This window comes from Streptomyces sp. YIM 121038 (assembly GCF_006088715.1).
GTDB lineage: Bacteria > Actinomycetota > Actinomycetes > Streptomycetales > Streptomycetaceae > Streptomyces.
The window spans coordinates 8,598,517-8,612,565 of the sequence record NZ_CP030771.1; the positions used below are offsets into that span (position 1 = coordinate 8,598,517).

Consider the following 14,049-nt stretch of genomic DNA (forward strand, 5'->3'; position numbering starts at 1 on the left):
GTCAACCCCCGTCCTGACGAGCTGTATTGGTGTGTCCGGCTCCTCACCTGACGCCCCCATTGGCTGCGTCTGTACTGGTCAGCGGCGTGCGGGAGAGGCCCCGCACGCCGCTGTCGAGCTCCGCGGGCGCCGCTGCGCGGACGCCGTTGAGTGGGTCGTATCGCCAGGGGTGAGTACGCCGCCGGAGCGGCGGAACTACGCTCACGCGGCTCCGGCGAGCACCTCCGCGACGGCGATCCCGGACACGCGCGTGGCGCCGTACGTGGTCAGGTGGACGGCGCCGACCCGGTCGCCCGCGGGCACGCCCATCTCGACGACGAGGGCGTCGGGGCGGCTGTTCACCAGGCCCGTGAGCGCCTTCGACATCCAGGGGTGGCGGGCCGCGTCCCGGACCACCACGACCAGCTCGCGGCCGCTGGCGGGGGCGAGGGCGACGCGGTCGAGGAGGTCGGCGTCGCGGGTGAGTTCGGCCTCGCCGACGCGCACGGACGTGGTGCCGGGGCGCAGCGCGCGCAGCGGCTCGGCGACGCCCCAGGGGGTCGCGCCGTCGACGGCGAGGCTCATCGTCGGGGACAGCTCGACGACGTGCGGATCGGCGGTCAGCGGGAGCTTGGCGCCGGATTCACCGTGCACGCGGACCGCGCGCCGCGCGGCGACCAGGCCGATGTCGGAGGCGTCCGCCGCCGGGGCGGCCTGGCGGCCCAGGCCGGCCGACCAGGCGGCGAACTCCCCGACCCGGCCCGCCGCCTCGGTCAGGCGCTCCTCGGGCAGCGTGCCGTCGAGCACCGCCCGCACCAGGGCGTCGCGCAGCTCGTCCGCGGTGGACTGCTCGGCGCTCTCGCCGCCGACGCACACCGCGTCCACGCCCGCGGCGACCGCGCGGACGGTGGCACCGGCGATGCCGTACGGCCCGGACACGGCGCTCATCTCGATGCCGTCGGTGACGACGAGGCCGGTGAAGCCCAACTGGCCGCGGAGCACGTCACCGAGGATCGCGGGGCTGAGCGTCGCGGGCAGCTCGGCGTCGTACGCGGGCACGAGCATGTGCGCGGTCATGACGGCGCGTACGCCCGACTCCATCGCCGCGGTGAACGGCGGCAGCGCCGTGCGGGCGATCTCCTCGGCGTCGGCGGTGAACCGCGGCAGGCCGTGGTGGGAGTCGACGGCGGTGTCGCCGTGGCCGGGGAAGTGCTTGGCGCAGGCGGCGACCCCGGCGGACTGCAGGCCCCGGATCCAGGCGGCGGTGTGCCGTGAGACGACGTCGGTGCGGGCGCCGAAGGAACGCACGCCGATGACGGGGTTCATCGGGTTGGAGTTGACGTCGGCGCTCGGCGCGAAGTCGAGGGACACGCCGATCTCGCGGAGCTGGCGGCCGATGTCCCGTGCGACGCGCTCGGTGAGGTCGGGGTCGTCGATGGCGCCGAGGGCGAGGTTGCCGGGCCAGGAGGCGCCGGTGCGCGCGGCGATGCGGGTGACGTCGCCCGCCTCCTCGTCGATGGCCACGATCAGGTCGGGGTTCTCGGCGCGCAGCTCGGCGGTGAGCGCGGCGACCTGCTCCGGGCTCTCGATGTTGCGCCCGAACAGCACCACGGACGCGAGCCCGTCGGCGATCCTGCGCCGCACCCAGTCCGGCGCGGTCGTGCCCACGAACCCCGGCTGGAGGACGGAGTTGGCAAGGCGGGTGAGGTGCGGGTGGCTGGTGCTTGCCATGGGAGACCTCCACAGGGGCGCGCGACGGGCAGTGCGGTCGGAATCGGTTGACCGCGGCGAAGCGGGCGACCGAGCCGGATGTTGGCCTATACCAATCCGGGGTGTCAAGGAGTCCCGTTGCGGCGGTACAGCCTTAAATGTCCTGGGTGCAGGGCGAGTTCGTGCCACCTGGCGCGGTTCTCCCCGTCGGGTGGGGATTCGCAAAGGCGTACGCGGGGGACCGGGCACGGGCCACGGCGGCCCGCGCCGCCCCGCGCGCCCTCACCCCCGTGCGCGCCGCCACTTGCGCAGGCTCACCAGCTCGCGCGGCGGCGTGAGCCCGCTGCCGACCTCGACGTAGGACACCTCCGCCACGTACACGCTGCCCTCGGAGTCCACGGCCACGCTGTGCGGCCAGTTGAACTGCTCCGGCGCCTCCCCGGGCAGGTCGGCGCCGAACGAGGTGACGCGGCGGCCGTCCCGGTCGTACACCCGCACCTTGTGCCCGAGCCCGGGCACGCCGTACTGGACCGGCGGCGGCCCCTGCTCGGCGACGTACACATGGGTGTCCGCGCCTTTGCCCGCGCAGACGGCGACCGCCTTGTGGGCGTGCCAGGAGGCGCGGAAACCGCCGTCCAGGGAGAACACCTGCACGCGGTGGTTCTCGCGGTCGCACACGATCACCGCGTCGTCGCCGAGGAGGGCGATGTTGTGCGGCAGGCTGAACTGCCCGTCGTCGCTTCCGGGCGCGCCCCAGGACAGCAGATGGCGGCCGCGCGCGTCGAAGCGGTGCACGCGGGAGTTGCCGTACCCGTCCGTCACGAAGACGTCGCCCGTCAGCGGGGATATCGCCACGTCGGTCGGGCGGTTGAAGGGCTCGCCGCTCTGGAAGCCGCTCGGGCTTCCGGTGCCGAGCACGAGCAGGGTGTTTCCCGCGCGGTCCGTCTTGGTGATCTTGTTCCCGATGTCGTCGACGAGCCAGAGGTGGTCCTCGTGGTCGACGGTGACGGCGTGCGGATGCAGGAAGCGGCAGCCCTTCCAGCGCGGGGTCAGCGCGCCGTACGGGTTCTCGATCAGCTCCGTGCCGGTGAACGGCGTGTCGTTGCCCCACATGTCGACGACGTCGCCCTCCCGGTCGAGGACCAGGACCGGCATGTTGCCGCGGTTGAAGACGTAGACCCGGTCGTCCGAGTCGACGGCGACGGACGTGGCCTCCTGGAGCCAGATCCCGTGCGGGATCCTGGCCCAATAGGGCACCGGTTCGTAGACGGTCTCGCTGGTCGCGGGTCCGACAGTCAACAGTCCTCCCTGGACGCACCGGCCCGGAAGCATAGGGCCCACGGCCGCCCCGCCGACAGGGGGCGGCCCCCGTACGGTCCAGCAAGACGCGCCGCGGCGCGTCGCCGCCGGTGGAATGGACGGGTGACGCCCCCGGACGACTGCCTGGCCCGCAACGAGTGGATCTGCGGCGAGTATCTGAGCACCCGCCGCCGGATCCTCCTCGACGCCGTCCTCCAGCACCTGGAGCTGACCGCGGTCTCCGTCCTCATCGGGCTCGCCGTCGCGCTGCCCCTGGCCGTGCTCGCCCGCCGCTGGGCCCTCGCGGCGGGACCCGTCCTCGCCGTCACCACCGTGCTGTACACGATCCCGTCGCTCGCGATGTTCTCGCTGCTGCTGCCCCTGTACGGCCTGTCCGCGTCGCTCGTCGTGGCCGGGCTCGTCCTGTACTCGCTGACGCTCCTTGTCCGGAACATCCTCGCCGGGCTGCGCGCCGTGCCCGAGGACACCCGGCAGGCCGCCCGCGGCATGGGCTACGGGCCGATCCGGCTGCTGCTGACCGTGGAGCTGCCGCTCGCGCTGCCCGCCGCCATGGCGGGCCTGCGCATCGCCACCGTCTCCGCCGTCTCGCTCGTCACCGTCGGCGCGATCGTCGGCTTCGGGGGCCTCGGCAACCTGATCTACGCGGGCATGAACACCTACTTCAAGGCACAGGTCCTCACCGCCTCGGTCCTGTGCGTGGTCATCGCCGTCGCCGCCGACGTGGCCCTGCTCGGCGTCCAGCGCCTGCTCACCCCCTGGACGAGGGCGGGGCGCGCGTGAAGACCCTCGGCGACGCCTGGGACTGGCTCAGCACCTCCGCGCACTGGACGGGCGACGGCGGCATCTGGCACCGCCTCGTCCAGCACCTGGTCCTGACGGTGGTGTGCCTGCTGATCAGCTGTCTCGTCGCGCTGCCCGTCGCGCTCGTGCTCGGCCACCTCGGCCGGGGCGGGGCGCTGGCGGTGAACATCTCCAACGTCGGCCGGGCCGTGCCGACCTTCGCGGTCCTCGTCCTGCTGCTGCTCACCCCGATCGGCGACTGGGGCGAGGGGCCGACCGTCGTCGCCCTGGTCCTGTTCGCCGTGCCGCCGCTGCTCACCAACGCGTACGTCGGGATGCGCGAGGTCGACCGGGGCGTCGTCCAGGCCGCGCGCGGCATGGGCATGACGGGGTGGCAGATGCTGTGGCGGGTCGAGGCACCGCTCGCGCTGCCGCTGATCATGAGCGGGGTGCGCATCGCCGCCGTGCAGCTCGTCGCCACGGCCACCATCGCGGCGCTCGCGGGCGGCGGCGGGCTCGGCCGGATCATCACCGCGGGCTTCAACCTCGCCAGCACCCCGCAGGTCGTGGCGGGCGCGGTGCTCGTGGCCGTCTTCGCCCTGGCCGTCGAGGCGTGCTTCGAGGCGGCGGAGCGGCTCGCGCCCGGCCGGTCCCGCACGGCGCGCGGAAGGAGAACCCCATGACATGGCACGTCCGCCGCGCCCGAGGCCCCCGGCGCGGACGGCCCGCCGCGACCGCCTGGCGCACCCGCCTGCTGGGCGGCGTGCTCCTCGCGGCCGCCGTGCTTGCCTCCGGCTGCGACTCGGGCCCCGCCCTGGAGGACCGGGGCGAGGCCAGTCTGCCGCCGGGCGACAGCAAGCACCTGGTCGTCGGCTCCGCGGGCTTCACCGAGAGCGATCTGCTCGCGCACATGTACGCACAGCTCCTGAAGAAGGCCGGCTACGGCACCGAGTTCCTGTCCGTCGCCAACCGCGAGCTGTACGAACCCGCCCTGGAGTCCGGCCAGATCGACGTCGTGCCCGAGTACGCGGCGACCTTCGCGGACTGGCTGAACGCCAAGGTCAACGGCGCGGACGCCGAGCCGGTCGGCTCACCCGACCTCGACACCACCATGAAGGCCCTGCGCGCCCTCGCGGCCCCGCGCGGCCTGACCGTCCTCGACCCCGGCAGGGCCGTCGACCAGAACGCCTTCGCGGTCGCGGCCTCCTACGCCCGCGAGCACCGCCTGAAGACCCTCACCGACCTGGGGAGATCGGGCCTCAAGGTGCGGCTCGCCGCGGGCGACGAGTGCGTTCGGCGCCCGTACTGCGAACCCGGCCTGAAGAAGGTGTACGGCATCGACGTCACCGCCGTCGACCCCAAGGGCGTCGGCACCACCCAGGCCAAGAAGGCGGTGCAGAGCGGCCAGGACCAGATGGTGCTCACGACCTCCACCGACGCCACCCTCGACGAGTTCGGCCTCGTGCTGCTCGCCGACGACAAGCACCTCCAGAACGCCGACTACGTCGTCCCCGTCGTCAACCGCTCCCGCGCGGGCAGCGAGGGCGTCGCCCGTGCCCTGGGCCGCCTCAACACCGTCCTGACCACGGACGACCTGGCCGACATGAACCGCCAGGTGGACAGCTGGCGCAGACTGCCCGAGGACGTCGCGAAGAAGTACCTCAAGGACAAGGGCCTGCTGTAGGGCCGCGCCACCGCACCTGCCATGCTGGCCCGCATGGCCGATCACGGGGACCGCGGGGCAGTCCGGCGCAGCTACGACACGGTCGCCGAGGCCCGCCGGCGCCACCCCGGCGTGGAGTTCCGCGAGGGCGACCTGCTGTCACTGCCCGCCGGGGACGGCGAGTTCGGCTCGGCCGCCGCCCTCTACACGGTCATCCACCTGACCCCGGACGAACTCCTGCCCGCCTTCGTGGAGGCCCGCCGGGTGCTGCGCCCCTCCGGCCTCCTCCTGGTGTCCTTCCACATCGGCACGGAGGTCCGCCACCTGGACGAGTGGTGGGGCCACGCGCCCCGGCCCCCGACGAAGCACAGACCCACAGGGCATACGTCCCGGCCCGCCGCGCCTGAGTGCCCTGAAGGGGCGCGGGGAACTGCGCGAGCAACCCAGGGCGGCCCGCAGCCGAAGAGCGACCGGCACCCACGGAAGCCCCGCCCAAGCACAGCGCAGCGTCACGCGTCGGCGACCGAGTCGAACTCCACCTCGTCCCTGCCCACCCCCTGGGTATCCGCGTCCACCGACCGCCGCAGCGCCTCGTGCAGCTTCGCCGGGGTGAGGACCCCCACGAAGCGGGCGCCGTCCACCACGGCGACCCACCCGGCGTCGTGCTGGAGCATCACGCCGAAGGCCTGCTTCAGGGAGGCCCCCACGGGCAGCCAGGCGTTCATGCGGTGGGCCAGGTCGCCGACCGCGGCGCCGTCCCCGGCGAGCGCGACCTCGTCGACGCCGACCCAGCCGTGCAGGTCGCCACCGGCGTTCAGGACCATCGCCCAGCGCGCGCCGTCGGCCCGCAGCCGGGCCGCGGCCTGCGCCGCCGGCTCCTCCAGGCGCGCGACCGGCGGCTGCTCCAGGTCGTCCGCCTCGATCACGGTCACCGAGAGCCGCTTGAGGCCCCGGTCGGCGCCCACGAACTCGGCGACGTACGGGGTGGCGGGCGTGCCGAGCACCGCGCCCGGCGTGTCGAACTGCTCGATGCGGCCCTGCCCGTACACGGCGACCCGGTCGCCGAGCCGCACCGCCTCCTCGATGTCGTGCGTGACCATCAGGACGGTCTTGCGCACGGTGCGCTGGAGGCTCAGGAACTCGTTCTGCAGGCGTTCGCGCACCACCGGGTCCACGGCGCCGAACGGCTCGTCCATCAGGAGCACCGGCGGGTCGGCGGCCAGGGCGCGGGCCACGCCCACGCGCTGGCGCTGCCCGCCCGAGAGCTGCTCCGGGTAGCGCGATCCGTACGTCTTCGGGTCGAGTCCCACCAGGTCGAGGAGTTCGGCGGCGCGGGCCCGCGCCCTGGCCCGCTTCCAGCCGACGAGCGCGGGCACGGTCGCCGTGTTGTCGAGGACCGTGCGGTGCGGGAAGAGGCCGACCTGCTGGATGACGTAGCCGATGCGGCGGCGCAGGCGCACGGGGTCGACGCCCGCGATGTCCGCGCCGTCCACGAAGATGCGTCCCGACGTCGGCTCGATCAGCCGGTTCACCATCATCATCGTGGTCGTCTTGCCGCAGCCGGACGGGCCGACGAGCGTGACCAGCTCGCCCTCGGAGACCTCGAAGGAGAGGTCGTCCACGGCCGTCGTGCCGTCCGGGTAGCGCTTGGTCACCTGCTCGAACCGGATCATCCCCTCACGCTAGCCGCGCCGGTCACACCCCGCTCACCAGCACCACCTCAAGGGTGCGAGGACCGTGCACGCCCTCGACCCGGTCCAGCTCGATGTCGCTGGTCGCGGAGGGGCCGGAGATCCAGGTGAGCGGGCGCAGCGGATCGAGCCGTTCGAGGGCGAGCGGCACCGACGCGACGACCCGCTCGGGAACGCGGACGACACAGACGTGGTGGTCGGGGACCAGCGTGATCCGGCGGCGGCCCTGGTCGGGGGAGCCGTCGAGGACGATCGTGCCGGTCTCGGCGACGGCGACCGCGCAGCCCGTGACGACGCTGTCGACGCGGTCCAGCTCCCGCGGTGTGCTCGCCGCCCGGTCGAGGACGCGGACGGCGTCGGCGGCGGTCAGCCACCCCGGCGGCAGGCCGGGCGGGACGAGCACCGTCCGCGCGCCCCGCGCGGCGAGCAGCCGCGCGAGGAGCTCCGCGAGACCGTCCGCGTGCACGCGGTGCACGACCGCCCGGTAGTCGGCGAGGTTCTCGGCGAGCAGGTCGACGGTCGCGGCCTCGGTGCGCGTCCCGTGCTCGCGCAGATAGTCACGCGGCACGGCCGCCCCGTAGGCGGCGTAGGGGTCGTGGGCGTCGTCCGGCGCCGGGCCGAGCGCGCGCCTGATCCGGCCGAGGACCACGTCCCTGCCGCTCATGCCCCGCTCCCTTCGCCGCGCGTACGCCGCCACCAGTCGCGGAACGGCTCGGCGGGCACCGGCGGCAGGTCCCGCGTGGCGCTCCACGCCCGGCCGGGCCCCGGCAGCGTCCGGGGGTGCGCGGCCCGGGTGCGCGAGGCCAGGCGCTGGCCCGCGCGCAGGGCGCCGGGGTGCCGGAAGACCCACCGCGCGGCCCGCATCGCCGCCCGCTCCGCCGCGTGCCCCTTGGCGGGCCGCAGCCGCACCCGCACCCCGCGGCGGGTCACCTCGCCGCCCTCGACGACCCGCTCCCGCAGGTGCACCAGGACCTCGGGGATGTCGATGGCCACCGGGCACACCTCGTAGCAGGCGCCGCACAGCGTCGACGCGTACGGCAGCGACGCGTCGACCTCGCTCGCCGTGCCCCGCAGCTGCGGGCTGAGGATCGCGCCGATCGGCCCCGGGTACACCGAGCCGTAGGCGTGCCCGCCCGCACGCTCGTACACCGGGCACACGTTGAGGCAGGCCGAACAGCGGATGCAGCGCAGCGCCTGGCGGCCGACCTCGTCGGCGAGGGCGTCGGTGCGGCCGTTGTCGAGAAGGACCAGGTGGAAGGCCCGGGGGCCGTCGGAGTCCGCGGTGCCCGTCCACGTCGACGTGTACGGGTTCATGCGCTCGGCCGTCGAGGAGCGCGGCAGGGTCTGCAGGAACACCTCAAGGTCGCGCCACGTCGGCACGACCTTCTCGATGCCGACGACGGAGATCAGGGTCTCCGGGAGCGTCAGGCACATGCGGCCGTTGCCCTCGGACTCGACGACGACCAGCGTGCCGGTCTCGGCGACCATGAAGTTGGCGCCGGAGATCCCGACCTTGGCGCGCAGGAACTTCTCCCGCAGGTGCAGCCGCGCCGCCTCGGCGAGCTCGGCGGGCGCGTCGCCGAGCCCGTCCGGGGCGGGGCGGCCCCAACGCCCCATCTCCGCGCGGAAGACGTCGCGGATCTCGCCGCGGTTGCGGTGGATGGCGGGCACCAGGATGTGCGAGGGGCGGTCCCGGCCGAGCTGCACGATCAGCTCGGCGAGGTCGGTCTCGTAGGCGCGGACGCCCGCCGCCTCCAGGGCTTCGTTGAGGCCGATCTCCTGGGTGGCCATCGACTTGACCTTGACGACCTCGGACTCGCCGGTCTCCACGACGAGCCGGGTCACGACGCGGTTGGCCTCGGCCGCGTCGGCGGCCCAGTGCACGGTGCCGCCCGCCGCCGTCACCGCCTCCTCCAGGCGCAGCAGATAGCGGTCGAGGTGGCGCAGCGTGTGGTCCTTGATGCGCTTGCCCGCCTCGCGCAGGTGCGCCCAGTCGTCGAGTTCGGCGACGGCGCGGGCCCGCTTGTCGCGGATGGTGCGGGTGGCGTGCCGCAGATTGGCGCGCAGCGTGGCGTCGCCGACGGCGGCGCGCGCCGCCTCGGGGAACGCGGGCATGCCCACGAAGGTGCCGCTCATGCCAGGGGCTCCTCTTCCGTGCTCGCCAGGATCTCGGCGATGTGGACGCGCCGCATGCCGGTCCGCAGCCGGGACATCGTGCCGCCGATGTGCGTCAGACAGGAGTTGTCCGCCGCGCACAGCACCCCGGCCCCGGTCGACTCCGCGTTGCGCACCTTGTCGGCGCCCATCGCGGCCGACACGTCGGGGTTCTTCACGGCGAAGGTGCCGCCGAAGCCGCAGCACTCCTCGGCGCCCGGCAGCTCCACGAGGTCCAGCCCCCGCACCGCGCCGAGCAGCCTCGCCGGCCGGTCGCCGAGCCCGAGCGAGCGCAGGCCGTGACACGTGGGGTGGTACGTCACCGTGTGCGGGTAGTACGCGCCGACGTCCGTGACGCCCAGGACGTCCACCAGGAACTCGGTGAGCTCGAACGTCCGGGGCACCACCGGCGCCACGGCCGCCGCGAGCTGTCCGCCGCGGCCCTCGGCCCTGGCCCGCTCGCCGAGGCGCGGATACAGCTCGCGCACCATCGCCCCGCACGAGCCGGACGGCGTCACGATCGCCTCGTACCCCGCGAAGACATCGGAGAAGTGCCGGGCGAGCGGCTCCGCCTGACGGCGGTAGCCGGTGTTGTAGTGCGCCTGGCCGCAGCAGGTCTGGGCCTCCGGGAAGTCCACCTCGACGCCCAGCCTGGTCAGGAGTTTCACGGTGGCGCGGCCGGTGTGCGGATAGAGCGTGTCGTTGACACACGTCAGGAAGAGTGCGACACGCATGGTGCGTTCCTCCTCGTCGATCATCGGATGGCCCGAGCGTACTGGCGCGGACGTCGGCGCACGAGCCCCGGTGGGCGGTGTGCTCCACTAGGACGGTTCCGCTTCCGCGCACTGCTGAGGAGATGCCTTGAGCCCCACCTACCGTCAGCCCGGAGTCGTGCTCACCGACCGCCGGTTCAGCGTCCCGCTCGACCACGCGGACCCGGCGGGGGAGCGGATAGAGCTGTTCGCGCGGGAGTGCGTGGCGGCGGCGCGGCAGGACGCGGAGCTGCCCTGGCTGGTGTACCTCCAGGGCGGCCCCGGCTTCGGGTCCGACCGCTTCGCCGGCCGGCAGGCCTGGCTCGGCCGTGCCCTGCGCGAGCACCGTGTGCTGCTGCTCGACCAGCGCGGCACCGCCGCGTCGACGCCCGCCAACCGCCAGACCCTGCCGCTGCGCGGCGGACCCCGCGAACAGGCCGACTACCTCGGCCACTTCCGCGCCGACGCGATCGTGCGCGACTGCGAGGCGATCCGGCCCGAGGTCACCGGCGGCGCCCCCTGGACGGTCCTCGGCCAGAGCTTCGGCGGCTTCTGCGCCACGCACTACCTGTCCGCCGCCCCCGAGGGCCTGGCGGCCGCGCTGATCACCGGTGGGCTCCCGACGCTCGACGGGCACGCGGACGACGTGTACCGCGCCGCCTATCCGCGGATGGAGCGCAAGTCCCTGGCCCACTACGCGCGTTACCCGCAGGACGCCGAGCGGGCCCGGCGCGTCGCCGAGTACGCCGCCGAGCACGAGCCGGTGCTGAACGGTGGCTACCGCTTCACCGTCGAGGCCTTCCAGGCCCTGGGCATCCTCCTCGGCACCGGCGACGGCAGCCACCGCCTGCACTACCTCCTGGAGGACGCCTTCGTGCGCACCCCCGGCGGGCACGAGCTGTCGGACGCCTTCCAGGAGAAGGCCCAGGCGCTCCTGTCGTACGCGGGACACCCGCTGTACGCCCTGCTGCACGAGGCCTGTTACGCCCAGGGCGGGCGGCCCACCGCGTGGTCGGCCGAGCGGGTGCGCGGCGAGTTCCCCGCGTTCGACGCGGGCAAGAGCCTCGCGGGCGGCGAACCGGTCCTGTTCACCGGGGAGGCCGTGCAGCGCTGGATGTTCGACTGCGACCCGGCGCTGCGCCCGCTGCGCGAGACCGCGGACCTGCTCGCCGAACGCGCCGACTGGGCCCCGCTGTACGACGCCGAGCGCCTGGCCGCCAACGAGGTGCCGGTGGCCGCGGCCGTCTACCACGACGACCTGTACGTCGACACCGCCGACGCGCTGCGCACCGCCCGCACGATCGGGGGCCTGCGCACCTGGGTCACCGACGAGTACGAGCACGACGGCCTGCGCGCGAGCGGCGACCGGGTCCTGGGCCGCCTCCTCGACCTGGTGCGGGGCGAGGTCTGAGCGGGCGCCGGGCAACGTCCGGCCTGGTGGGCCACGGGATGTGACGCTGGATAGGCTGCGCGCATGACCGAGCCGCAGAACACCAGCACGACAGCGCCCGCGCAACTGGCCCCCCTGCCCGAGGACTGGCAGCGGGCCCTCGCCGTGGTCGCCCACCCGGACGACCTGGAGTACGGCTGCGCGGGCGCCGTGGCGTCCTGGACGGACGCGGGCCGCGAGGTGGCGTACCTCCTCGCGACCCGCGGCGAGGCGGGCATCGACACCCTGGCGCCCGCGGAGGCGGGTCCGGTGCGCGAGCGGGAGCAGCGCGCGAGCGCGGCCGTCGTCGGCGTGGACACCGTCGAGTTCCTCGACCACGAGGACGGCGTGATCGAGTACGGCACGGCGCTGCGCCGCGACATCGCCGCCGCGATCCGCAGGCACCGGCCCGAGTTGGTCGTCACGCTCAACTACCAGGACACGTGGGGCGGCGTCGCCTGGAACACCCCGGACCACGTCGCCGTCGGCCGCGCCACCCTGGACGCGGTGGCCGACGCGGGCAACCGCTGGATCTTCCCGGAGCTGACCGAGCAGGGCCTGGAGCCGTGGAACGGGGTGCGCTGGGTCGCCGTGGCCGGGACGGACCGGCCCACGCACGCGGTCGACGCGCGGCCGGGCCTGGAGCGCTCCGTCCGCTCCCTGCTCGAACACCGCGCCTATCTGGAGGCCCTCACCGACGAGGACCCGGAGAAGTACTGCCGTTCGTTCCTCGGCGGCATCGCCGAGCAGCTCGCGCCGCGCTTCGGCGGGGTCCCCGCGGTGGCGTTCCAGGTCTTCGGCCGCTGACGCCTTCGGGCGGGGGCCGATGACGCGGGGATGATGCGGGTTTGACAGCACGCGTTGCCGATTCTGCAATGGGCGCATGGCACGCGAAGAGAGTCACACCCCCGAGGGGGACGACGGCGCGACCGACCAGGTCCTCACCGCCGTCGGCCCCCGTCTCCGCAAGATCCGCAAGGAGCGCGGCGCCACGCTCGCCGGGCTCTCCGCCGCCACCGGCATCTCCGTCAGCACCCTCTCCCGGCTTGAGTCGGGCGGGCGCAAGCCGAGCCTGGAACTGCTCCTGCCCATCGCCCGCGCCCATCAGGTGCCCCTGGACGAGCTGGTCGGCGCCCCGCCCGTCGGCGACCCCCGGGTGCGCGCCAAGCCGATCGTCCGCCACGGCCGCACGATGGTGCCGCTGACCCGCCAGCCCGGCGGACTCCAGGCGTACAAGGTCATCGAGCCCCAGCGCGCGGCCGAGCCCGAGCCGCGGACGCACGAGGGCTACGAGTGGCTGTACGTCCTGTCCGGGCGGCTGCGCCTGGTCCTCGGCGACCACGACGTGGTGCTGACCGCGGGGGAGGCCGCCGAGTTCGACACCCGGGTGCCGCACTGGTTCGGCTCCACCGGTGAGGGCCCCGCCGAGTTCCTGAGCCTGTTCGGGCCGCAGGGCGAGCGCATGCACGTGCGGGCCCAGCCCAGGAAGCGGTCCGCGGCGGAGGGCTGACCCTGTTCCCTTGGGGCAAGCGACCGCTTAGTATGCGCGGGAGCACGGTCCACCGACGCCCCGTGGAGGCCTCGCATGCACGCATGGCACGTACCCCGCAACGGCGAGCCGGGCGAGGTGATGCGGCTCGAAGAGACGGCGACGCCGGTGCCCGGCGACGGCCAGGTGCTGATCGAGGTCCGCGCCGCGAACGTCAACTTCCCGGACGCGCTGCTCTGCCGGGGCGAGTACCAGATCACCCCGCCGCTGCCGTTCACGCCCGGCGTGGAGGTCTGCGGCACGACGGCGGACGGGCGGCGCGTCATCGCCAACCCCGTGCTGCCGTACGGCGGCTTCGCCGAGTACGCCGTCGCGGACGCCGCGGCGCTGCTGCCCGCCCCGGACGCCCTCGACGACGCCGAGGCCGCGGCCCTGCACATCGGCTACCAGACCGGCTGGTTCGGCCTGCACCGGCGGGCCCGGCTCCAGGCGGGCGAGACGCTCCTGGTGCACGCGGCCGCGGGCGGCGTCGGCAGCGCGGCCGTACAGCTCGGCAAGGCCGCGGGCGCGCGCGTCATCGGTGTCGTCGGCGGCGCCGAGAAGGCCCGGGTCGCCCGTGAGCTCGGCTGCGACGCGGTCGTGGACCGGCACGCGGACGACGTCGTCGCGGCCGTGAAGGACGCCACCGGCGGGCGCGGCGCCGACGTGGTCTACGACCCCGTGGGCGGCGCCGCGTACACCCAGTCCGCCAAGTGCGTGGCCTTCGAGGGCCGCCTCCTGGTCGTCGGCTTCGCGAGCGGCACCATCCCGGCGCCCGCCCTGAACCACGCCCTGGTGAAGAACTACTCGATCGTCGGCCTGCACTGGGGCCTGTACGCCACGAAGGACCCGCGGGCCGTCCTCGACTGCCACGAACAGCTCACCGCGCTCGCCGCCAAGGGCGCGGTCAAACCGCTGGTGAGCGCGCGGGTGCCGCTGGCCGGCGCGGCGGCGGCCGTGCAGCGCGTCGCCGACGGGGCCACCACCGGGCGCGTCGTCGTGCTGCCCGGCCTCGCGGACGGAGCGGCCGCGTGACCGACGCC

Annotated in this window: 13 protein-coding genes and 1 pseudogene; 8 read left to right on the top strand and 6 right to left on the bottom strand. The window is 74.3% G+C overall.

Translation table 11 applies throughout. The features are described from left to right. Positions 1-201: 201 nt before the first annotated feature. Positions 202-1,710, bottom strand: coding sequence for a glycoside hydrolase family 3 protein (locus C9F11_RS35885; protein ID WP_138963586.1), 1,509 nt, complete (start codon positions 1,708-1,710; stop codon positions 202-204). 261 nt (positions 1,711-1,971) lie between these two features. After that, positions 1,972-2,988, bottom strand: coding sequence for a peptidyl-alpha-hydroxyglycine alpha-amidating lyase family protein (locus C9F11_RS35890; protein WP_138963588.1), 1,017 nt, complete (start codon positions 2,986-2,988; stop codon positions 1,972-1,974). A gap of 123 nt (positions 2,989-3,111) precedes the next feature. Here C9F11_RS35890 and C9F11_RS35895 point away from each other — a divergent pair, with 123 nt between their 5' ends. The 4 genes and pseudogenes from C9F11_RS35895 to C9F11_RS48995 all read left to right on the top strand — a co-directional run. Beyond that, on the top strand, positions 3,112-3,789 hold the full coding sequence (locus tag C9F11_RS35895) for an ABC transporter permease (RefSeq protein ID WP_138963590.1): 678 nt from the start codon (positions 3,112-3,114) through the stop codon (positions 3,787-3,789). Further along, positions 3,786-4,472 (top strand): ABC transporter permease, encoded by a 687-nt coding sequence (locus C9F11_RS35900; protein ID WP_138963592.1) that lies wholly within the window; start codon positions 3,786-3,788, stop codon positions 4,470-4,472. The genes C9F11_RS35895 and C9F11_RS35900 overlap by 4 nt, the downstream gene beginning before the upstream one ends. Positions 4,473-4,552: 80 nt before the next feature. Beyond that, entirely contained in the window at positions 4,553-5,473 is a 921-nt protein-coding gene (locus tag C9F11_RS35905) for an ABC transporter substrate-binding protein (RefSeq protein WP_138967428.1), read from the top strand. A gap of 33 nt (positions 5,474-5,506) precedes the next feature. Next, a pseudogene (locus C9F11_RS48995) lies at positions 5,507-5,683 on the top strand (class I SAM-dependent methyltransferase); the annotation flags it as partial. 278 nt (positions 5,684-5,961) lie between these two features. Here the strand turns inward: C9F11_RS48995 and C9F11_RS35915 are convergent. The 4 genes from C9F11_RS35915 to C9F11_RS35930 are packed head-to-tail and all read right to left on the bottom strand — an operon-like array spanning position 5,962 to position 10,031. Then, positions 5,962-7,125, bottom strand: a complete 1,164-nt coding sequence (locus C9F11_RS35915) for a betaine/proline/choline family ABC transporter ATP-binding protein (protein ID WP_138963593.1) — start codon at positions 7,123-7,125, stop codon at positions 5,962-5,964. A 22-nt stretch (positions 7,126-7,147) separates the two neighbouring features. Further along, the gene (locus tag C9F11_RS35920) at positions 7,148-7,807 is read right to left on the bottom strand and encodes an LUD domain-containing protein (protein WP_138963595.1); all 660 of its coding nucleotides are present in this window, start codon (positions 7,805-7,807) and stop codon (positions 7,148-7,150) included. Continuing rightward, a complete protein-coding gene (locus C9F11_RS35925) occupies positions 7,804-9,279 on the bottom strand; it encodes a lactate utilization protein B (protein ID WP_138963597.1) in 1,476 nt (491 codons plus the stop codon). Before C9F11_RS35925 ends, C9F11_RS35920 begins: the two co-directional genes overlap by 4 nt. Then, entirely contained in the window at positions 9,276-10,031 is a 756-nt protein-coding gene (locus tag C9F11_RS35930; RefSeq protein WP_138963599.1) for a (Fe-S)-binding protein, read from the bottom strand. Before C9F11_RS35930 ends, C9F11_RS35925 begins: the two co-directional genes overlap by 4 nt. Positions 10,032-10,158: 127 nt before the next feature. Here C9F11_RS35930 and C9F11_RS35935 point away from each other — a divergent pair, with 127 nt between their 5' ends. From C9F11_RS35935 to C9F11_RS35950, 4 genes are all read left to right on the top strand, one after another. Continuing rightward, positions 10,159-11,460, top strand: a complete 1,302-nt coding sequence (locus tag C9F11_RS35935) for an alpha/beta fold hydrolase (RefSeq protein WP_138963601.1) — start codon at positions 10,159-10,161, stop codon at positions 11,458-11,460. A 63-nt stretch (positions 11,461-11,523) separates the two neighbouring features. Continuing rightward, the gene (locus tag C9F11_RS35940) at positions 11,524-12,285 is read left to right on the top strand and encodes a PIG-L deacetylase family protein (RefSeq protein ID WP_138963603.1); all 762 of its coding nucleotides are present in this window, start codon (positions 11,524-11,526) and stop codon (positions 12,283-12,285) included. Between the two features lie 76 nt (positions 12,286-12,361). Next, positions 12,362-12,988 carry an XRE family transcriptional regulator gene (locus C9F11_RS35945; protein WP_138963605.1) on the top strand — a complete coding sequence of 209 codons (627 nt, stop codon included), beginning with the start codon at positions 12,362-12,364 and terminating at the stop codon, positions 12,986-12,988. A gap of 75 nt (positions 12,989-13,063) precedes the next feature. Further along, a complete protein-coding gene (locus C9F11_RS35950) occupies positions 13,064-14,041 on the top strand; it encodes an NADPH:quinone oxidoreductase family protein (RefSeq protein ID WP_138963607.1) in 978 nt (325 codons plus the stop codon). Positions 14,042-14,049: the final 8 nt, after the last annotated feature.